This is a genomic window from Planococcus donghaensis MPA1U2, assembly GCF_000189395.1.
GTDB classification, from domain to species: Bacteria; Bacillota; Bacilli; order Bacillales_A; family Planococcaceae; genus Planococcus; species Planococcus donghaensis_B.
On the sequence record NZ_AEPB01000030.1, the window covers coordinates 82559 to 101264 of the forward strand.

An 18706-nucleotide genomic window follows, 5' to 3' on the forward strand; every position below is an offset into this window, starting at 1 on the left:
TTCATACTTTATTATATAGGATAGTTGTCTAGGTTGATATTATTTTACATGTCTCCTGATTACAATTATAATTCTATGGAAACAATTTTTGAAAAGAGGGGCCACAAAATGACTAGACGCCAGGAAAATGTTTTGCTGTCCATGTGGATTGTAGCGCTTATCGCTACGGCAGGTTCACTTTATTTTTCTGAAATTCGCGGCTATGCTCCGTGCGAACTTTGCTGGATTCAACGCATATTTATGTATCCACTTGTTATTGTTCTCGGCGTCGCTTTTGTCCAGAAAAATGTTCGAATTGCAACGACTGCATTGGTTTTATCAATTATTGGTGGTGGATTCTCCATATACCACTACAGCTTGCAAAAGCTTGATTTTTTAGCGGATAGTGCACCTTCATGTGGACTCGTTCCATGTACCGGAGAATACATCAATCTCTTTGGCTTTATCACCATTCCTTTTTTAGCATTGACCGCATTTATTTTAATTGCTGGAATGAGCATTGTTTTATTGAAGACCCTTAAGGAGGAAAAGTAAAATGAAAAAATTATTAATCATCGCAGGAATTGTCGTTGTCATTTTCGCAGGTATTATTTTATTAACGAACCAATCGAACGACAGTAAATTAGCGAACAACCCTTACGATACAGACGATTTAAACCAAGCAACCATTGACCAATTAGATGATGAGAATTATCAGAACCTTATTTTGCCTGCCGATTTAGAAAAGCAAATTGCTAGCGGTGAGCCAACTACAGTTTATTTTTACAGCCCATTATGTGGCTATTGCAAAGAAACCACTCCTGTCTTAATGCCAGTTGCTGAAGATATGGATGTAGACGTGTTGCAGTATAATCTGTTAGAGTATGAAGAAGAAGCTGCACCATACCAGATTGAAGCAACACCAACTTTAGTTCATTATGAAGACGGTAAAGAAGTTTCGCGCTGGGTCGGCGCACAGCCGAAAGAAAATATTGAACTATTTTTCAATGATGTAGTTAAAAAATAACTGACAAAAGGATCATGTGCCTTGCGCATGATCCTTTTTTATGGAGGAAACCAGATGACGTGGAGTTACGAAATTAAAGACGAAGGTATGACTGTAGAAGAATTACTAAGAACCGAATGGGGCCTAGGCAAAAAAGTTGTTCACCAAATGCGCATGGCCAAAAGCGTAAAAAATGATAAATTCCAAGAAGTAGTTTGGAAAGAGCCATTGCCAAAAGGCTTTGTTTTGTATTTTGACTTGCCTCCTGCAGAATCGCCATACGAACCAAAACACGATGTTGAGTTACCTGTACTTTTTGAAGACGATCACTTTATTGTGGCTCGCAAACCAAAAGGCATGGCGACTCATCCAAACGAAGTTGGACAAACCGATACATTTATCAATGCTATTCTTGGTCACATTATCCGCAACGGTGGATCATATGGCGAGCACGTTCACCGCTTAGACCAAGGAACTTCTGGCTTATTGATGGTTGCTAAGCACCCTGTCGCTAAAAACGTCTTAGACCGCATGTTAGAACAAAAACAATTGGTTCGTGATTATGAAGCTGTCGTTAAAGGCAAAGTTCATAATAAGTCTGGCACAATTGATTTCGCAATTGGTCGCGATCGCCATCACCCAACGCGTCGCATGGTTTCACAAACAGGTCAAAGTGCTGTCACTCATTACCGCGTGTTAAAATTAATGGAAGGCAAATCTTTGCTTCATTTAACACTAGAAACAGGACGCACGCACCAAATCCGTACTCACCTTTCTCATATCGGTCATCCGATTGTTGGAGATACATTATACGACGGACCGCCAACACAAGATGGTGCTTATCATTTACATGCATTCCGCATGTCGTTCATCCACCCTTTCACTAATGAAAAAGTAGTGGTTGAAGATACTGCAAGATAATAGAAAGCTATCCCGAAATGACATTTCGGGATAGCTTTTTTTATAGACTGGCTGATTGAAATGGAAGCGGCGACTCCCGCAGGAAAACGTCCGCTGCAATGGAAATCATCCTTTTATAGGTTACCTTACACTATAGAAATTTTTAAACCGTAATGTCATCTGGGTTTGTTCCGCTCCGCCAATCTTGGTTTAGCTCATCAATCATTTTCATTTCTTCTTGTGATAATGAAAAATCAAATACGTACGCATTTTCTTGAATGCGTGAAGGCTTTACTGATTTTGGAATAACAATCAAATCACTTTGCAAATGCCAGCGAATAATTACTTGTGCAATTGATTTATTGTGTTGTTTTGCAATTTCCAATAACACCGGATCTTCTAAAAGACGACCTCTAGCGAGTGGCGACCACGAAGTTACGGCAATGTCTTTCGTCTCACAATAATTTCGCAACGTCACTTGCGTTAGTTGTGGATGTAATTCAATTTGATTGACCATTGGTTTTGTATTAGCAGTAGCTAAAATTTTCTCTAGATGATGTTCATGATGATTCGAAACACCAATTGAACGAACTAACTTTTCATCGTAAAGACGTTGAATCGCGCGATACGTATCCACGTATGTTCCTTCAATAGCCCAATGCGTCAAATACAAATCTAAATAATCAAAGTCTAAACGCTTTAGCGATGCTTCAAATGCACGCAATGTTTCGTCATAACCTTGATCGGTATTCCAAACTTTTGATGTGATAAATAAGTCTTCACGCTTCACGCCAGAATTTCGAACCGCTTCTCCTACTTCTGCCTCGTTATCGTAAATAGTCGCCGTATCAATCGCTTTATAGCCTTCTTTAATAGCTGTGATCATCGCTTCGACTGCCGCTTCTTTATCAGTCATTTTGTAAACGCCAAGACCAAAACGCGGCATTTCTACTCCATTATGTAATTTTTTTGTTGAGTTGATCGTTAAGTCCATCTATCATCATCCTTTCTTCTTTCTATTGTACAAATAATATTAGATTAATTCGACTTTTAGGATTTTGATTCCAGCTCTTGCACTATCTCATTAAAACGAATAATATATATCATGTTGTTTAAAATCGTTCGTGTTTTAGGAGGAGCTTTAAATGTTTCATTTAAAAGAAAATAATACTACGATAAAGACGGAAATCACTGCCGGTATGACGACTTTCTTAACAATGGCTTATATCGTGATTGTTAACCCCGTTATTTTAGGAGCAGCAGGTGTACCGTTTGACCAAGTATTTCTGGCTACCATTATCGCCGCTGCCATCGGAACTTTATGGATGGCGTTAGCTGCTAATTACCCTATCGCTATCGCACCAGGCATGGGCTTGAATGCTTATTTCACTTCAATGGTCCTCGGTTCAGACGGAGCCATCGACTATGTAACTGCTTTTGCAGCAGTGTTTGTGGCAGGCCTTATTTTTGTTTTACTGTCATTAACTTCTTTGAGAAAAGTATTGATTCACGCCATTCCTGAAAACTTAAAACATGCAATCACAGCGGGAATTGGTTTATTTATCGCTTTTATCGGGATGAGACTGAGTGGGTTGATTGTGGCCAATGATGCCAATTTGGTCGGATTGGGTGATTTGACGTCTCCCCCAGTTGCCTTAACTTTGCTTGGATTACTCATTACCGTCATCTTTATGTCCTTAAATATTCATGGCGGTATATTTTACGGCATGATTATTACTGGCATCGTTGCGTTTTTCACAGGTCAATTAAAATTCAATGCAGGACTGATGAAGCTTCCTTCGTTACCGGAAGGAATCCTTATTTGGAACCCTATAGAGGCGCTTCAATTAGTTATTGAATTCGGCTTATATGGTGTGGTCTTTTCATTCTTGCTGGTAACTTTATTTGATACCACCGGAACCATGATTGGTGTTGCTAAGCAGGCTGGCCTTATGAAAGACAATAAAATGCCAAGAATGCGCCAAGCGTTGTTAGCTGATTCAATCGCAGCTACAGCAGGTGCAATGGTTGGGACAAGCCCAACTTCTGCTTATGTAGAATCTTCTGCAGGTGTCGCGGCTGGAGGACGCACCGGATTAACAAGTTTAACGGTCGCTATCTTATTTATCGTTGCAGCCTTTTTTGGTCCATTAGTTGGTTCTTTATCAAGTGTCGCAGCCATCACAGCACCTGCCTTAATCATCGTTGGGAGTTTAATGATTGGTTCTGTTAAACAAATTGAATGGGAAAAATTTGACGAAGCTTTTCCTGCCTTTTTGATTGTCCTTGCTATGCCTTTAACATCTAGTATTGCGACAGGTATTGCATTTGGATTTATCTCTTATCCATTAATGAAAGTTTTTAAAGGAAAATGGAAAGCTGTGCATCCGATTCTGTATATCTTTGCTATTTTGTTTACGATTCAACTATTAATCGCACCTCATTGATGAATAGACATAAAAAAACCGCCAATTGGCGGTTTTTTAGTTATACTCGATTTCTTGTAAATGTTGCTGACAGTAATAAAACAACTGCTGTGATCAAATGAAATACCCAGCCTACGCCTGGAATCCAAGCAATCGTACTTGTAATGATTCCGAGAATTGATCCTGCTTTTGGAGAAAATTCACGGAAACAAAAGAACAATGTAATCGCATGAAGCACAAACATAATGCCAAGAGCTGAGTAGCCTGTGCTGATGACAAAGCCACCGCCTATTAATGGAATCGCTAGAAATGCTTCAGCAAGTCCTGTAAACCAAAGCAATGCGACAGAAATTTTCATTTTCATATAAATTCATCCCTTCTGTAACTATTCTTGTCTTCTTTATACGATTGAACGCGGAAAAGGTTTCATTTTTTGCAGACCGTCAGAAATTATCCACATTTCAACCCATGTTGTATATTTCATTTTTCCCGCTTGTAAGCTATACTAAACAAAGATGCACATTTCAAGGAGGTCATTATTATGAACTTAATCCTTATTTTAGGTATTTGTGTTTCGTTCTTAGTAGCTATTTTCACTGCTGGATACGATGACAAGCCTGGAACAAACGAAAGAGAATAGTGTAAAAGGACAGCGGAATCCGCTGTCCTTTTTTTATTCTAACCCTGGATAATCTTGTTGACGTAACGCTTCATACATTAAAATTGATGCTGTATTTGATAAATTGAGCGAACGAATATTGTCATTCATCGGAATGCGTAAGCAAAAATCCGGATTTTGCTCGATCAATTCTTTTGGCAATCCTTTTGTTTCTTGTCCAAATACAAAGAAATGATCTTTTTCTCTGTCGGAATAATCGTAAGAAGTATGTGTCTTTGCCCCAAACTTCGTAATATAGTAAAATGCTCCGTTTTTGTATCGGTCAAACAACTCTTGCAATCCATCGTAATAATGAATATCAACATGCTCCCAATAATCAAGTCCGGCACGTTTTAGCATTTTATCGTCTGTCGAAAAGCCTAGCGGACGTATTAAGTGTAATTTCACACCTGTCCCTGCGCATGAACGCGCGATATTTCCTGTATTTGCTGGAATCAGCGGTTGGTACAATACAATATGAATAGCCAAATCTTTCACTTATCCTTTCGATCTTTCAGCAAAAAATGCCAATCCTTTTTGAATTTCTTCTTGCACTTCTTCTTCTTTTTCACTTTTTTCTGCTTGCTGCAAAGCAATTAAACCTTCTGCTGTTCCAATCTTACCAATCGCCCATGCCGCAGTTCCTCGAATAACTGGCCGCTCATCACTTTCAAGCAACTCAATCAACACAGGCACAGCAGCCGTTTCTTTAAAATGTGCTAACGCCAATATGGCATTTCGTTGAATTGGCTTTTTGCCTCGCCACGATCCGGACACATAGCCAAACTTATCCTTGAATTCTTTATTGGAAATCGTTAATAATGGCAACAGTAGTGGTTTGGCTATTTCAGGATCTGGTTCGAATTCTGCATGAATTTGATTGGCTTTGCGCTTATTTTTCGGACATACTGTCTGACATGTATCGCAGCCATACAACCGATTGCCGATTTTGCCACGAAACTCATCTGGTAAAAATCCTTTTGTTTGTGTTAAAAACGAAATGCAGCGCTGAGCGTTTAATTGGCCACCTTCAACTATAGCACCTGTTGGACAACTATCAATACATAAACGACAATCACCGCACTGGTCTTCTATAGGCTCATCAAACCGAAACGGAATATTGGTAATCATTTCACCAAGATAAACGTACGAACCAAATTCCGGTGTAATAATATTGGTGTTTTTGGCACTCCAGCCAATTCCAGCGCGTTCTGCTACTGCACGGTCAGATAGCTCACCGGTATCCACCATGGACCGCATTCGCGCTTCTGGAAAACGCGACGCGATAAATGCTTCTAACAGCGTTAGCCGCTCTCTAAGTGCCGCATGATAGTCTTTTCCCCAAGAAGACCGAGAGAAAATCCCACGGCGCGCGCCTTTAACGCCTTGCGGGGCATCCGTCATTCGTGATGGATACGCAATAGCGATGGAAATAATGCTCACAGCTTCGTTCAACAATAATTCAGGTCGCGTGCGCTTTTCTACGTCAGACTCTTCAAATCCAGACTGATAATTCAATTGTTGCTGACGAATCAATTGATGCTTCAAGCTATAAAAAGGTTCTGCCGAAGCAAAGCCGATTTTATCAATTCCGATGTCCGAGGCATACGCAACAAGCTCTTTTTGAAATTGATCAAGATTCATGTCGTAACCCCTCACTCAATTCTATGATACGATAATAAAAACTCCTAATGAAAGGAAGATTGCAATGAAACTGACAATCGATCCTCAAATAAACGAAACACTAAGTGACTTTAAAATTGGTGTCATTCATTATAACAATATCACCGTTTCCGATTCACCTCAAATGTTAAAAGGCCGTCTTCAGCTTTTCCAAGAGCAATTATACTTCGAGTTGGAAGACAAAGAAATTACAGACTTTCCAGGTCTGCTCGAATGGCAACTTATTTGGAAGGCATTAGGTTCTGATCCTAGCCGATATCGTCCCTCAGCAGAAGCATTATATCGCCGCATCAAAAAGCAAAATTACTTGGCTGCCATTAATTCAGCTGTCGACATGAATAGCTTTTTGTCATTGCAATATGAAATTCCACTTGGTTTATATGATGCTGACAAAGTTGAAGGCGATATCGAAATTGCAGTCGGGACTAGCACAGACCGCTATGAAGGCTTGAATAACCGCATTAACACCTTAACAGGCATTCTTGTATCCAAAGATGCTCAAGGCGCGTTTGGCAGTCCTTATGTAGATTCTAAGCGGACGGCTGTTACGGAACAAACAAAAAATGCAGTACATATCTTCTATCTACGTCCATCAATGGCAAAAGACACAGCTTTGCAACTTCTAACAGCTGCTTCTAATATGTTTACAACTATTAATGGCGGAGACGCTGAGATTTATGTAGTGTAATAAATTAAAAAGAATGCTGATGCTTTAATATTGTGCATCAGCTTTTTTGCCTCGTTTTTTAACAGCTCTTATGTGTAATCTTAACAGTTTGTTCTCTTAGGCATATTCTTTTCCATTCATGCACGATTGCAGTAAACTCTTCTTACACTGAAAAGTAAAAGAGGGATTCTTACATGAAACGAGTGCATAGCGATATCGTTCAGTTTCGCGGAAGCCATTATGAATTTGGTCGAATGCAAGGAGAATTGCTAAAAGAATCATTGATTCTTCCAAACCGCCAAAAACAAAGAAAAGCATCTAGCCGTCATTTAATTATTGATGAACAACGAGCAAAAAATATATTAGTAACCTTAGCTCCAAGAGTATGGGAAGAAATTAATGGCTTAGCCGACGCTCTTGACTGGTCGATGCATGAAGCGATTCGTGAATTCGGCGGCTATTATTTGGAATACACACGTAGCGGCTGCTCGATTTATACCGAGTCTGATTTTATGGTTCGCAATTACGATAGTTCACCTCAAGGGTACGAAGGTCGACTTGCTTTGTATCAACCAACTGATGGAGGCTTCGCAACAATCGGACCGACCATGCAAATTACCGGACGTACGGATGGAATGAATGAAAAAGGCTTGGTCATGGGCTATAATTTCATTAATCGTCGCAACTCAGAAGATGGTTTTATTTGCAATATGATTGGTCGGCTGATTCTGGAAAACTGTGCGACCATTGATGATGCAGTAGCATTGCTAGAAGAACTGCCTCACCGTCGCTCTTTTAGTTACGTACTATTAGACCGTACTGGGAAGTCAGTAGTAGTCGAAGCCTCACCGCGTTCTGTTGTTGTTCGCGAATCTGCTGTTTCCACCAATCATTTCGAGTTATTAGTAGAAGAAAACCGCTACCAAACCGATGACTCTCGTCGAAGAGAACAAATGATGTTGCAGCAACATAAAAAAATAGATGCGTACAACGCTTTTCGTCTACTAAATGACTCTGATAAAGGCGTTTTCTCAAAAAAATACAGCACAGCTTCAGGCACTCTTCATACCGCTTCATACTTCCAACAGAGCTTGAAAGTTGGATTTGCTATTGGTCCAGATCGCCTACCACTAATGCTAGATTTCGATAAATGGCTGCAAGGTGAGCGCTTATACGCTAAACGGATCAACGGAAAAATAGATACACATTTGCCATTTGTTCATATGGCAGAACTGTAAAAAACAAGAGCCAGCTCGATGCTGACTCTTGTTTTTATTTTATACAAATTGTTTATCGACATGTGCAAAACCAATATCGGTATCTACCGTTCCATACACTGTTTGAATAGCTAAGCTCTCTCCTTGTAGCCAACTATCAAAATCAAAAACGACCGGTTGCTGATTTCCGCCAAGTGCAAACCATACCTTTTTTTCTTTCGGTAAATAAGCAGATGTATGAATCGTTCCTGCCCAACTTTTATAAAGAGTTGAAAATACACCTTTGTCTGTATCGTTAAACAATCGGAAAGCTTCTAAAGCATTATGGGTTTGACTTTCTTGATTTTGAATCGCCTCTAAACGATCAAACGAATCTTTTAAATAATTCCGGTTTTCATGTGACTGAATTTCAAAATGGTTGGTGCAGATATTACTGATGCGAACATCGACCGAGCGTGGACTTGCTTCGATAATACGTGTTTCACCGCTGGTATCTGTCACAATATAACTAAAAGAGCCACGGTGAGGAATTTCTCTCAACAGCTCTACTGCTTCGTGAATTGTAGCGCAGGTTTCAAGGATGATTCGACCGATCAAATAACACACAAACCCGTCTCCCGGCTTTTTTCGGTGTGTAAAATTATAGCCCATCGCTAACCCTTTTTCATTCATCCCATCCATCCGTCCGGTAATGCGCGATGTCGGTCCGATGATTGCATACCCGCCATCAGTCGGTTGGAACAAACTAAAGCGTCCTTCATAAGTTTGTGGATGGAAATCATAGTTACGAACCATAAAATCTGTTCCTGTAACAATCGAGCAGCCCGAAGGCATTGCGTCAATTCGGTAGCCGCCAAAGTCACGCAGCACTTCTTCCATCGGCAATCCCAGACTTTCCTGTAGTCCCATTAATTCAGCCCAAATACCTGGAGCAAATCGTTGATAAACAGCTTTTGTTTCTTGCACATCTATTTCAAATCTAGGTCTTTTTGCTTTCCACTGCTTTCTTCGATTATCCAAAATCACACTATCTTTTAATAGCTTTCCTTGCTTAACCCCGAAATCATAATGACTGCCTCTAAACTCTAAAATATCACTATGTATATCTTTCATCAAATTCTCCTTTATGCTACAAAATCACTGAATATAATTTAGCTTACACACTTCAATCAAAAAGTTCAAAAGCTCCGAGTTAAAAAACCAAAATCTCCATAAAAAATCCCGCCTTATAAAATTCATAAAGCGGGAACAGCCATTGCTTTTTATTATTCTTCTTCATATGCCCTAAGCAATTCTTTTAAGTCTAACTTCTTCATTTTCATTAATGCATTTGTTAACCGCTCTACTTTTTTTGCTTCGCCATCAATCAACATATTATTTAATTCGATTGGAACCACTTGCCAAGTAATCCCAAACCGATCCGTTAACCACCCACACATTTGTGTTCTTTTATCACTGCCTTGGGTTAATTTATCCCAATAATGATCCACTTCTTCTTGAGATTCGCAATTGATGATGAACGAAATTGCTTCGGTATACGGAAACGCTGGGCTTCCGTTTAAAGCTAAAAACCCTTGGCCTTCAATTTGAAACTCGATTGTCATGACTTTTCCTGCATTAAGACGATGACTTTCATTACCTACACCACTATAGTAAGTCACTCGTCCAATTTTCGAGTTATTGAAAACCGACGTATAGAAATCTACTGCTTCTTCAGCATTCATATCAAACCATAAATTCGTCGTTATTTTTTGAATGACAGGATCCATATTTTTCTCCTACTTCCGATAAAAAAGCAATGGCTATGTATCATAGGTCAACGAATCTTCTGGTATCTCTTTGTCTGACGAACAATCCATTTCTCAATCTCCACAATACCAAATACTAGAACACCAATCGTTAACGGCCATATCCACTCTTTTACTTGTAACGGAACGGTTCCAAGTAAGAAGTTTATAAATGGCATATAGGTCACTGCAAGCTGCACAACGATTAAAATAATAGAGACAATAAACGCAATTTTATTCGAAAAAAAACTCCGATTTAATGCAAACTCGGTCTCACTACGACAATTGAATAAATACATCAATTGCGCAATTACCAATGCCTGTAACGTCATTGTATTCACGGTGGATGGATTTATTTGCTGATTGGTTAAAAACATATTCATGAATAGAATTCCCCCACAAATAATCAGTGAAACAAAGACGATGCGAAAAACATAATAGGGGCTCATCAATTTGGCATTGGGCTTTCTTGGGGGCCGTTCCATCGCTCCCGGTTCCAACTTTTCAAAAGCAATAGCTAAGGAAATGGTAACGGCAGAAATCATATTAACCCATAGAATTTGTACTGTTGTTAATGGCAATGTTGTTCCAAACAAAATACTCACAAACATCAACGCGCCTTCTGACATATTTGTTGGCAAAATAAATAGAATGGTCTTTTTCAAATTATCATAAACGCGCCTGCCTTCTTTCACCGCATTTACAATTGTGCTAAAGTTATCGTCCACTAAAACCATTCCAGCTGCTTCCTTAGATACTTCTGTCCCTTTTATCCCCATTGCAACCCCTATATCCGCACGTTTTAATGCTGGTGCATCGTTGACCCCATCTCCAGTCATGGCACAAATATGCTTCTCAGCTTGTAATGCTTGAACCAACTGAAGCTTATTGTTCGGACTAGTTCGTGCAAAGACGTCATAATTCACTGCTGCCTGTGCTAACTCTTTGTCATCCATTCGATCCAAATCTTTTCCTTCAAGTACACGTATTCCATCGCCAATTCCCATTTGGGCACCTATAGCAACTGCTGTATCTTTATGATCACCCGTAATCATTTTCACAATAATCCCTGCCTTGCGACATTGTTGAATCGCATCTATGACTTCTTCTCGGGGAGGATCAATAATGCCTGCTAGGCCGACTAACCTAAATCCTGATTCCATGTCGCTATGATTAATAAAACAAGTAGTGTCCTCAACTTGTTTTGCGGCAACTGCGATCAACCGCTCTCCTTTATTGGCATGTTGAACCATCTTTTTATGCCAGTAAGCTCCTTCTACAGAAGAAGCTGACAAGCCAGTCATTTCCAATAAATTTTCAGGTGCACCTTTTACATAAATCCATTTACTTTGCTCTTTTTCTACTAAAGCCGCCATATACTTATAATCTGAATTAAAAGGGATTTTTGATAAGATTGGCAACCTTCGAACCTCTTCCCCTGTTTTTTCAGTTAATGTAATAAGGCAACCTTCAGTAGCATCTCCACTGATAACCCAATATCCTTGTTCATCACACCTCAAATTAGCTTCATTAACCGTTTTAACAGCTGTTAGAAATTCCTTAAAATCTGGATATTCCGCAAGTTGAACAAGTTGCTTCCCATCAAAAATCGAGCCGTTTGGTGAATAACCTGTTCCTGTAACAGTTAATTCTTTATCTTTTAACATCACAGAAGTGACGGTCATTTCATTTTTTGTCAACGTCCCAGTTTTATCTGAGCAAATTACTGTAACGGCTCCAAGAGTTTCAACAGAAGGTAAATTGCGGACAATGGCATTTTTTCCTGCCATACGCTGTACTCCGATTGCTAAAATGATTGATAGCACAGCTGGTAAACCTTCAGGAATTGCCGCTACGGCTAGGCCAATAATCGCCAATAATAAATCAGATGTTGCATAATCATGAAACAAGTACCCAACCACAAATATGACAAAAGAGCTAATGACAATGGTCAACGATATGACTTTACCAAAAGCTGCCGTTTGCTTTAATAATGGTGTCTGTAGACGATCGACTTCTTCTATTGAAGAACTAATTTTTCCGAGTTCTGTATCCGAGCCGATTGCAACAACAACTCCTATTCCTGAACCAGATGCTATCGTTGTCCCAGCAAATACCATATTGAGCCGGTCAGCCAATACCGTATCTTTTGGCAATACTGCTGAATTTTTCTCCACTGCTGTTGATTCACCCGTCAAAGAAGACTCTTCTACTTGTAAGGTGACAGCTTCTAAAATCCGAATATCGGCAGAATTCTTTTCCCCCGCTGAAAGTACTACAATATCTCCTGGTACCAGTTCGGCAGAAAGCACCTCTTGTCGGACTGAATCCCGAATTACCGTTGCTTTTAATGACAACATTTTCCGAATACTTTCCAACGCCTTTTCTGCTTTGGTTTGCTGAATATATCCAATAATTGCATTGATGACTACCACCATCAAAATTACAGCCGTATCGATCCAATGCCCTAAAAACAAAGTAATAATTGCAGCTACAAGTAATACATAAATTAATACATCGTTAAAATGCTTAAAAAATTTGAAGAACTTAGACTCTTGTTTAGGTTCTGGCAGCTCATTCGCTCCATATTCCTCGTGACGCTTTTTTGCTATGTCTTCACTTAAGCCAACTTCTACATCTGTATCGAAAATTTTTAGCAATTCAACTGCATCTATTCCGCACCAATTTTTGGCTTGCATCATTGTCCCTCATTTCAACTAACAAAATGACAATAAATTAAGTTATTATTCTGATTATCATAACACCTATTTAGGCTTCTGTTGTTACAGAACTACCTTTTTTCCATATATTATAGGTTCTGATATCAGAATATTTTTTGTATTCCGTAAAAAGTCTTATAGTTGTATATGAATAATTATGATAGGATTAGAATATTATTTTTGGGGAGGTTATATCGTGGATCAATTATTTACCAAGCTTGATGAATTATATGATGAGATAGTCGACATTCGACGTTTTCTTCATGAGTACCCTGAACTGTCTTTTGAAGAAGTCAAAACAGCAAAATACATTGCTCAGTTCCATGAAAACCTCGGACACAAAGTACGGACAAATGTGGGTGGTAATGGCGTACTTGCCTATTTAACAGGTAGTAAACCTGGTCCTACTATCGCTTTACGTGCTGACTTTGACGCATTGCCGATTCAAGAACAAACGGACGCACCGTATAAATCAAAAAATGACGGTGTGATGCATGCTTGCGGGCACGATGGCCATACTGCAAGTTTGCTTGGGCTCGCGAAAGCGTTGAACAGTATGCAGTCAGAAATTGAAGGCACTATTGTATTTTTGCATCAACACGCAGAAGAATTACCGCCCGGTGGAGCAATTGCCATGATTGAAGATGGCTGCCTGGATGGGGTTGATGTTATTTTCGGAACACATTTACAAGCTCAAACACCTCTTGGAGAAATTGGTTACCGGTCGGGTCCGTTACAAGCTGCTCCTGATCGTTTCGACATTAAAATCATAGGAAAAGGTGGACATGGTGCAAGCCCGCATGAAACGAAAGATAGTATTGTTATAGGTGGACAGTTGATTAACAACTTACAACAAATTGTCAGTCGGCGAATCGATCCTCTTGAATCTGCGGTTGTCTCAATATGCAATTTTGAAGCAAAAAATCCTTATAACGTTATTGCTGATACGGCCGAAATGACTGGAACTGTTCGGACTTTTAAGGAAGATATACGTAATTTTATCGAAGAAGAAATTGACCGTGTCATTAAAGGAACTTGTCTCGTTTCAGGTGCAGATTATGAATACACTTATTCACGCGGCTATCCAACAACCGTTAACCATGAAGCCGAAACAAACTTTGTTGCAGCGCTTGCCCCTGCTATTCCTGATGTAACAAACGTCAGAGAAACAGAACCTGTTATGGGTGGCGAAGATTTCTCTTATTACCTTCAGCAAACTAAAGGAACCTTTTTCTTTACAGGTGCCAAAAATCCAGAAAATACAGAAGCTTACCCACATCACCATCCAAAGTTCGATATTGATGAGCGTGCACTATTAATTGCTGCAAAAGTATTAGGTAGTGCTGCATTAACTTATGCGAAAGCTAATAGACCCTCTATTTGCATAAATTAATATTCATAAAGAATTAGTCTCTTACATAGAAGGAGTAGTTGTGAAATGAGTGAGAATGCATTAGCGTTATGGAAAGATTGGCGATTGCACGTAATTGTCTTAGGTATTGTAGTGATAACCGAATCCATCGGTATATTCAAAATTCCACTGGGTCCAGGGACCATTCTATTATTGCCAATGCTTTATGCAGTAGTCATTGGGTTGGCCTTGTACTTTACCCCCTTAATAAACGATAAACAATCAATTAATGCCGAACCTTTAGTGTTTCTTTCTGTTTCGATACTAATTGCGAAATTCGGCGTTCAAGCTGGACCCGCACTTCCACAAATTATTGAAGCAGGACCCGCTTTACTATTGCAAGAGTTCGGTAATTTAGGAACCATCTTTTTAGCTCTACCTTTGGCAGTATTTCTGGGCATGAAAAGAGAAAGTATTGGTATGACCCATTCTATCGGACGCGAAGCTAACCTCGCGTTAATTACTGATAAATATGGTTTGTCTTCACCAGAAGGCCGCGGCGTTATGGCCATGTATATTTTCGGTACTGTTTTCGGTTCAATATTCATCGGTATGATTTCTGGCTTCTTAGCAACTGTAACTCCTTTACACCCTATTTCTTTTGCAATGGCGACAGGTGTTGGCAGTGGTAGTATGGCAGCCGCTTCTCTTGGACCATTAATTGCAGCATTTCCTGAAATGAGTGAAACACTGACTGCCTTTTCAGGTGTTAGTAACTTGATTTCTTCCGTGACTGGTCTCTATATGAGTATTTTTGTAGGACTTCCATTAACTGTGAAAATGTATGAAGTATTGTCAAAAAACAAAGAGAAAAAAGCAATGAAAGGAAGCGTGGAATATGTTAAAAAGCATTAAAGAATGGATAGCCGTCTTTATGATTATCGGCGTAATTATGCTAATAGGAAATTGGATTGGCTATGATGTGCTTCCATGGACTGCGCTTCCTGGAATAGCTATTCTAATAGGTATCAGCTTGGCTGGATTAATTATTCACCGCCTGTTACCTTTCCAATTGCCTAGTATCGCTTATATCGGCATTATCGGACTCATTTTAACAATCCCAGGTATGCCGGGATCCGCTCAAATTGCTACTTATACAGCGGAAGTTAATTTATTGGCTATCGCGACCCCTATTCTAGCCTATGCAGGTGTATCAATTGGCCGTTCATGGTTTGATTTTGTTCAGTTAGGCTGGAAAACAATTGTCGTTGGTATGCTCGTTCTATTTGGAACATTTCTTGGATCTGCAGTTATCGCTGAAATCATTTTACGTTTCCAAGGCATTATTTAAACTTCCTCAATAAAAGACCGCATCAAAGCTATAACTTTGATGCGGTCTTTTAATTCTTTTAAACCACTAAATATATTGCTATATAGGTCAAAACACTTTTTATTTCTAAAAAAATTAATTATTCAGTTTTTTATATTGTATTTATAAAAAAAAGGTGTATAATAGGTGCTGTAAAAACCAAAATATTGATACATAGGTCAAAAATATAACAAGGAGGAGCTGAAATGAAGAAAATCTTTACCATGATCATGGTCGCTTTTCTCAGCCTATCTGCCCTGTCTAGTGTGAGTGCCCATCCACATGATCACGACAAAGGAGATCAAAAGTACAGTATTGAGAAACAGTTAGCTATGAGCAAAAAAGCAATTAAGAAGTATCGTAACATCGACGTCGCACTTGATGAAGGATTTGTTGGCCTGTTTCCTGGAGCATGTGTACCTAATATGGGAATTCACTTGGTCAAACCTAGCCGTATGGACGATGACAAACTTCGTATCAAAAAACCGGAAATTCTGCTTTATGAACCACTGAAAAATGGTCACTACAAATTGGTTGGAGCGGAATGGTACGTACCAACAGATGTAACTGATAAAGCACCAGTACTATTTGGACAAAAATTCCAAGGTCCTATGAATAACCATGATGGCACAGCAGGTCAGCATTATGACTTACATGTATGGCTGTTCAAAACAAATCTTGATGGTATCTTCAAACCAGAGAATACACGTATAAGTTGTCAATATGCTGAATAAGTATAACTTCTTGAAAATAACCAGTAAACCGGCGTATGAGAACTCCTCCTACGTCGGTTTTTCAAACTAGTTTATCTTTAGTTACATATACTATTAATAAGTTTATAAAAGTACTCTTTTATATAGAAGAAACTCATACGAAAATTCATTTATATATCAGTCCAAAAAAAAGCCCTGACAATTGAGTCAGGACTTTCTTTTTACTTGCAATATACCGGCGGTCGGGGTCGAACCGACACTCCCGTGAAGGAACGGGATTTTGAGTCCCGCGCGTCTGCCAATTCCGCCACGCCGGCAAGTATTGTTTTAGCGGACAAGAATTATTATAGCACACCTTACTTTTTTCGCCAATACTTTCTCTAAGTAGTAATCATAAACACTGATCATTAATCAAGTATTAGCTGCCTCTACTCCCTATACACCGAGTGCTTTAAAAATAGATTCTAGATTACTTTTTTATATAAATATTGATACAACAAAAAACCCCTTAACTATGAATACTCACAGTTAAGGGGTTTTGGAAAGAACAGGCAGGTTCTTTCAGTATACCGGCGGTCGGGGTCGAACCGACACTCCGGTGAAGGAACGGGATTTTGAGTCCCGCGCGTCTGCCAATTCCGCCACGCCGGCAAATCATTATGGAGGCGGCAACCGGACTCGAACCGGTGATAAGGGTGTTGCAGACCCATGCCTTACCACTTGGCTATGCCGCCAAATAATGGAGCGGAAGACGAGGTTCGAACTCGCGACCTCCACCTTGGCAAGGTGGCGTTCTACCACTGAACTACTTCCGCAATAAAGCTGGGGTACCTGGATTCGAACCAGGGCATGACGGGATCAAAACCCGTTGCCTTACCGCTTGGCTATACCCCATTAATAAAAGATGGGGCGGACGAGGGGAATTGAACCCCCGAGTGCCGGAATCACAATCCGGTGCGTTAACCACTTCGCCACGACCGCCACTTTACTATTTTATAAGTTCACTTAGTTAAATTAAAACATGGGGCGGACGAGGGGAATTGAACCCCCGAGTGCCGGAATCACAATCCGGTGCGTTAACCACTTCGCCACGACCGCCATCATATAAATTTTAAAATTGGCAGGGGCAGTAGGAATCGAACCCACATCGGAGGTTTTGGAGACCTCTGTTCTACCGTTAAACTATGCCCCTAAAAACTGGTGGTGGGGGGCAGATTCGAACTGCCGAACCCGAAGGAGCGGATTTACAGTCCGCCGCGTTTAGCCACTTCGCTACCCCACCTAAAAAATGGTGCCGGAGAAAGGAGTCGAACCCTCGACCTACTGATTACAAGTCAGTTGCTCTACCAACTGAGCTACTCCGGCATGGAGATTGCATTTCTAAAAAAATGGTGGGTCAGGACGGAATCGAACCGCCGACACTTAGAGCTTCAATCTAATGCTCTACCGACTGAGCTACTGACCCACTTTGTTAAGTAAAAATGGCGGTCCCGACCGGGATCGAACCGGCGATCTCCTGCGTGACAGGCAGGCATGTTAACCGCTACACCACGGGACCATTTGGTTGCGGGGGCAGGATTTGAACCTGCGACCTTTGGGTTATGAGCCCAACGAGCTACCGAACTGCTCCACCCCGCGATAATACTATTTATTTCTTTTCATATACTTAATATGTAAGAAATGGTGGAGGATGACGGGATCGAACCGCCGACCCTCTGCTTGTAAGGCAGATGCTCTCCCAGCTGAGCTAATCCTCCATGAAATTGGTGACCCCTACGGGATTCGAACCCGTGTTACCGCCGTGAAAGGGCGGTGTCTTAACCGCTTGACCAAGGGGCCATTCTTATAAATTGTTGAAAACGATCTTCTGGCGGAGAGCAAGGGATTCGAACCCTTGAGACGGTTGCCCGCCTACATGATTTCCAATCATGCTCCTTCGGCCACTCGGACAGCTCTCCATAATTGGCTCCGAAGGTAGGACTCGAACCTACGACCATCGCATTAACAGTGCGGTGCTCTACCACTGAGCTACTTCGGAATAATTGATCAGCCTGGCAACGTCCTACTCTCACAGGGGGAAACCCCCAACTACCATCGGCGCAAAAGAGCTTAACTGCCGTGTTCGGGATGGGAACGGGTGTGGCCTCTTTGCCATCATTACCAGACTGAATTTATTTTGAAAGACAAGATTTATTATACCAATATCACAGGTTTTTTCAAGCTTTTTTTC

The 18706-nt window shown here is 40.3% G+C and carries 17 protein-coding genes, 17 tRNA genes and 1 rRNA gene; 10 read left to right on the plus strand and 25 right to left on the minus strand.

Annotated features, from left to right (window positions below; genetic code table 11):
* The first annotated feature begins 108 nt into the window (after nt 1–108).
* The 3 genes from GPDM_RS08590 to GPDM_RS08600 are packed head-to-tail and all read left to right on the plus strand — an operon-like array spanning nt 109 to nt 1906.
* Nucleotides 109–534, plus strand: coding sequence for a disulfide oxidoreductase (locus tag GPDM_RS08590; protein ID WP_008430665.1), 426 nt, complete (start codon nt 109–111; stop codon nt 532–534).
* A gap of 1 nt (nt 535) precedes the next feature.
* Nucleotides 536–1006: a thioredoxin family protein gene (locus GPDM_RS08595; protein WP_008430666.1), complete on the plus strand. Its 471-nt coding sequence runs from the start codon at nt 536–538 to the stop codon at nt 1004–1006.
* A 54-nt stretch (nt 1007–1060) separates the two neighbouring features.
* Nucleotides 1061–1906: an RluA family pseudouridine synthase gene (locus GPDM_RS08600; protein WP_008430668.1), complete on the plus strand. Its 846-nt coding sequence runs from the start codon at nt 1061–1063 to the stop codon at nt 1904–1906.
* Between the two features lie 142 nt (nt 1907–2048).
* On the opposite strand, the gene GPDM_RS08605 is transcribed toward GPDM_RS08600, so the two are convergent.
* Complete coding sequence (locus GPDM_RS08605; RefSeq protein ID WP_008430669.1) at nt 2049–2879, minus strand: aldo/keto reductase; 831 nt, start codon at nt 2877–2879, stop codon at nt 2049–2051.
* Between the two features lie 151 nt (nt 2880–3030).
* Between GPDM_RS08605 and GPDM_RS08610 the strand changes: the two genes are divergently transcribed.
* Nucleotides 3031–4332, plus strand: coding sequence for an NCS2 family permease (locus GPDM_RS08610; RefSeq protein WP_008430670.1), 1302 nt, complete (start codon nt 3031–3033; stop codon nt 4330–4332).
* Nucleotides 4333–4372: 40 nt separating this feature from the next.
* On the opposite strand, the gene GPDM_RS08615 is transcribed toward GPDM_RS08610, so the two are convergent.
* The 3 genes from GPDM_RS08615 to queG all read right to left on the minus strand — a co-directional run bounded on the left by GPDM_RS08615 (nt 4373) and on the right by queG (nt 6613).
* Entirely contained in the window at nt 4373–4675 is a 303-nt protein-coding gene (locus tag GPDM_RS08615) for a hypothetical protein (protein WP_008430671.1), read from the minus strand.
* Nucleotides 4676–4984: 309 nt separating this feature from the next.
* Nucleotides 4985–5458, minus strand: a complete 474-nt coding sequence (trmL, locus tag GPDM_RS08620; RefSeq protein ID WP_008430675.1) for a tRNA (uridine(34)/cytosine(34)/5-carboxymethylaminomethyluridine(34)-2'-O)-methyltransferase TrmL — start codon at nt 5456–5458, stop codon at nt 4985–4987.
* A gap of 9 nt (nt 5459–5467) precedes the next feature.
* Complete coding sequence (queG, locus tag GPDM_RS08625; RefSeq protein WP_008430677.1) at nt 5468–6613, minus strand: tRNA epoxyqueuosine(34) reductase QueG; 1146 nt, start codon at nt 6611–6613, stop codon at nt 5468–5470.
* Nucleotides 6614–6677: 64 nt separating this feature from the next.
* Between queG and GPDM_RS08630 the strand changes: the two genes are divergently transcribed.
* Together GPDM_RS08630 and GPDM_RS08635 are read left to right on the plus strand one after the other, a co-directional pair.
* Nucleotides 6678–7340 (plus strand): B3/B4 domain-containing protein, encoded by a 663-nt coding sequence (locus GPDM_RS08630; RefSeq protein ID WP_008430678.1) that lies wholly within the window; start codon nt 6678–6680, stop codon nt 7338–7340.
* Nucleotides 7341–7513: 173 nt separating this feature from the next.
* A complete protein-coding gene (locus GPDM_RS08635) occupies nt 7514–8557 on the plus strand; it encodes a C45 family autoproteolytic acyltransferase/hydrolase (RefSeq protein WP_008430679.1) in 1044 nt (347 codons plus the stop codon).
* A 39-nt stretch (nt 8558–8596) separates the two neighbouring features.
* Here GPDM_RS08635 and GPDM_RS08640 read toward each other — a convergent pair whose 3' ends face one another.
* From GPDM_RS08640 to GPDM_RS08650, 3 genes are all read right to left on the minus strand, one after another.
* Nucleotides 8597–9649, minus strand: a complete 1053-nt coding sequence (locus tag GPDM_RS08640; protein WP_008430680.1) for a C45 family autoproteolytic acyltransferase/hydrolase — start codon at nt 9647–9649, stop codon at nt 8597–8599.
* 152 nt (nt 9650–9801) lie between these two features.
* Nucleotides 9802–10305 (minus strand): VOC family protein, encoded by a 504-nt coding sequence (locus tag GPDM_RS08645; protein ID WP_008430682.1) that lies wholly within the window; start codon nt 10303–10305, stop codon nt 9802–9804.
* Nucleotides 10306–10352: 47 nt separating this feature from the next.
* The gene (locus tag GPDM_RS08650) at nt 10353–13022 is read right to left on the minus strand and encodes an HAD-IC family P-type ATPase (protein ID WP_008430683.1); all 2670 of its coding nucleotides are present in this window, start codon (nt 13020–13022) and stop codon (nt 10353–10355) included.
* 217 nt (nt 13023–13239) lie between these two features.
* On the opposite strand from GPDM_RS08650, the gene GPDM_RS08655 reads away from it, so the two are divergent.
* The 4 genes from GPDM_RS08655 (at nt 13240) to GPDM_RS16320 (ending at nt 16497) form a co-directional block, all read left to right on the plus strand.
* Nucleotides 13240–14436 carry a M20 family metallopeptidase gene (locus tag GPDM_RS08655; RefSeq protein ID WP_008430685.1) on the plus strand — a complete coding sequence of 399 codons (1197 nt, stop codon included), beginning with the start codon at nt 13240–13242 and terminating at the stop codon, nt 14434–14436.
* Between the two features lie 45 nt (nt 14437–14481).
* The gene (locus GPDM_RS08660; protein WP_008430686.1) at nt 14482–15309 is read left to right on the plus strand and encodes a DUF3100 domain-containing protein; all 828 of its coding nucleotides are present in this window, start codon (nt 14482–14484) and stop codon (nt 15307–15309) included.
* The gene (locus GPDM_RS08665) at nt 15293–15745 is read left to right on the plus strand and encodes a hypothetical protein (protein WP_008430688.1); all 453 of its coding nucleotides are present in this window, start codon (nt 15293–15295) and stop codon (nt 15743–15745) included. Before GPDM_RS08660 ends, GPDM_RS08665 begins: the two co-directional genes overlap by 17 nt.
* Before the next feature lie 224 nt (nt 15746–15969).
* Nucleotides 15970–16497 (plus strand): hypothetical protein, encoded by a 528-nt coding sequence (locus GPDM_RS16320; RefSeq protein ID WP_008430689.1) that lies wholly within the window; start codon nt 15970–15972, stop codon nt 16495–16497.
* A gap of 212 nt (nt 16498–16709) precedes the next feature.
* Here the strand turns inward: GPDM_RS16320 and GPDM_RS08675 are convergent.
* The 18 genes from GPDM_RS08675 to rrf all read right to left on the minus strand — a co-directional run bounded on the left by GPDM_RS08675 (nt 16710) and on the right by rrf (nt 18641).
* Nucleotides 16710–16793 (minus strand) — tRNA-Leu (locus GPDM_RS08675).
* Nucleotides 16794–17043: 250 nt separating this feature from the next.
* Nucleotides 17044–17127: transfer RNA gene (locus tag GPDM_RS08680), tRNA-Leu, on the minus strand.
* Between the two features lie 9 nt (nt 17128–17136).
* Nucleotides 17137–17210: transfer RNA gene (locus tag GPDM_RS08685), tRNA-Cys, on the minus strand.
* A 6-nt stretch (nt 17211–17216) separates the two neighbouring features.
* Nucleotides 17217–17291 (minus strand) — tRNA-Gly (locus GPDM_RS08690).
* A 7-nt stretch (nt 17292–17298) separates the two neighbouring features.
* A tRNA-Gln gene (locus tag GPDM_RS08695) sits at nt 17299–17370 on the minus strand.
* 11 nt (nt 17371–17381) lie between these two features.
* A tRNA-His gene (locus GPDM_RS08700) sits at nt 17382–17457 on the minus strand.
* Nucleotides 17458–17498: 41 nt separating this feature from the next.
* Nucleotides 17499–17574: transfer RNA gene (locus GPDM_RS08705), tRNA-His, on the minus strand.
* Between the two features lie 20 nt (nt 17575–17594).
* Nucleotides 17595–17668 (minus strand) — tRNA-Trp (locus GPDM_RS08710).
* Between the two features lie 6 nt (nt 17669–17674).
* A tRNA-Tyr gene (locus GPDM_RS08715) sits at nt 17675–17758 on the minus strand.
* Between the two features lie 7 nt (nt 17759–17765).
* Nucleotides 17766–17841, minus strand: a tRNA-Thr gene (locus GPDM_RS08720).
* 24 nt (nt 17842–17865) lie between these two features.
* Nucleotides 17866–17941: transfer RNA gene (locus GPDM_RS08725), tRNA-Phe, on the minus strand.
* A 17-nt stretch (nt 17942–17958) separates the two neighbouring features.
* A tRNA-Asp gene (locus GPDM_RS08730) sits at nt 17959–18034 on the minus strand.
* A gap of 3 nt (nt 18035–18037) precedes the next feature.
* Nucleotides 18038–18114: transfer RNA gene (locus GPDM_RS08735), tRNA-Met, on the minus strand.
* Nucleotides 18115–18157: 43 nt separating this feature from the next.
* Nucleotides 18158–18233, minus strand: a tRNA-Val gene (locus GPDM_RS08740).
* 7 nt (nt 18234–18240) lie between these two features.
* Nucleotides 18241–18315: transfer RNA gene (locus GPDM_RS08745), tRNA-Glu, on the minus strand.
* A 29-nt stretch (nt 18316–18344) separates the two neighbouring features.
* Nucleotides 18345–18434: transfer RNA gene (locus GPDM_RS08750), tRNA-Ser, on the minus strand.
* 5 nt (nt 18435–18439) lie between these two features.
* Nucleotides 18440–18514 (minus strand) — tRNA-Asn (locus tag GPDM_RS08755).
* An 11-nt stretch (nt 18515–18525) separates the two neighbouring features.
* A 5S ribosomal RNA gene (rrf, locus tag GPDM_RS08760) occupies nt 18526–18641 on the minus strand.
* Between the last annotated feature and the right edge of the window lie 65 nt (nt 18642–18706).

What these genes read in the sequence shown, in the direction of transcription:
- GPDM_RS16320 (WP_008430689.1), top strand. Translation starts at nt 15,970, where the DNA reads ATGAAGAAAATCTTTACCATGATCATGGTCGCTTTTCTCAGCCTATCT.
- GPDM_RS08660 (WP_008430686.1), top strand. Translation starts at nt 14,482, where the DNA reads ATGAGTGAGAATGCATTAGCGTTATGGAAAGATTGGCGATTGCACGTA.
- GPDM_RS08645 (WP_008430682.1), bottom strand. Translation starts at nt 10,305, where the DNA reads ATGGATCCTGTCATTCAAAAAATAACGACGAATTTATGGTTTGATATG.
- GPDM_RS08605 (WP_008430669.1), bottom strand. Translation starts at nt 2,879, where the DNA reads ATGGACTTAACGATCAACTCAACAAAAAAATTACATAATGGAGTAGAA.
- GPDM_RS08635 (WP_008430679.1), top strand. Translation starts at nt 7,514, where the DNA reads ATGAAACGAGTGCATAGCGATATCGTTCAGTTTCGCGGAAGCCATTAT.
- GPDM_RS08615 (WP_008430671.1), bottom strand. Translation starts at nt 4,675, where the DNA reads ATGAAAATGAAAATTTCTGTCGCATTGCTTTGGTTTACAGGACTTGCT.
- GPDM_RS08640 (WP_008430680.1), bottom strand. Translation starts at nt 9,649, where the DNA reads ATGAAAGATATACATAGTGATATTTTAGAGTTTAGAGGCAGTCATTAT.
- GPDM_RS08595 (WP_008430666.1), top strand. Translation starts at nt 536, where the DNA reads ATGAAAAAATTATTAATCATCGCAGGAATTGTCGTTGTCATTTTCGCA.
- GPDM_RS08600 (WP_008430668.1), top strand. Translation starts at nt 1,061, where the DNA reads ATGACGTGGAGTTACGAAATTAAAGACGAAGGTATGACTGTAGAAGAA.
- GPDM_RS08630 (WP_008430678.1), top strand. Translation starts at nt 6,678, where the DNA reads ATGAAACTGACAATCGATCCTCAAATAAACGAAACACTAAGTGACTTT.
- GPDM_RS08665 (WP_008430688.1), top strand. Translation starts at nt 15,293, where the DNA reads ATGTTAAAAAGCATTAAAGAATGGATAGCCGTCTTTATGATTATCGGC.
- GPDM_RS08610 (WP_008430670.1), top strand. Translation starts at nt 3,031, where the DNA reads ATGTTTCATTTAAAAGAAAATAATACTACGATAAAGACGGAAATCACT.
- GPDM_RS08590 (WP_008430665.1), top strand. Translation starts at nt 109, where the DNA reads ATGACTAGACGCCAGGAAAATGTTTTGCTGTCCATGTGGATTGTAGCG.
- queG (WP_008430677.1), bottom strand. Translation starts at nt 6,613, where the DNA reads ATGAATCTTGATCAATTTCAAAAAGAGCTTGTTGCGTATGCCTCGGAC.
- GPDM_RS08650 (WP_008430683.1), bottom strand. Translation starts at nt 13,022, where the DNA reads ATGCAAGCCAAAAATTGGTGCGGAATAGATGCAGTTGAATTGCTAAAA.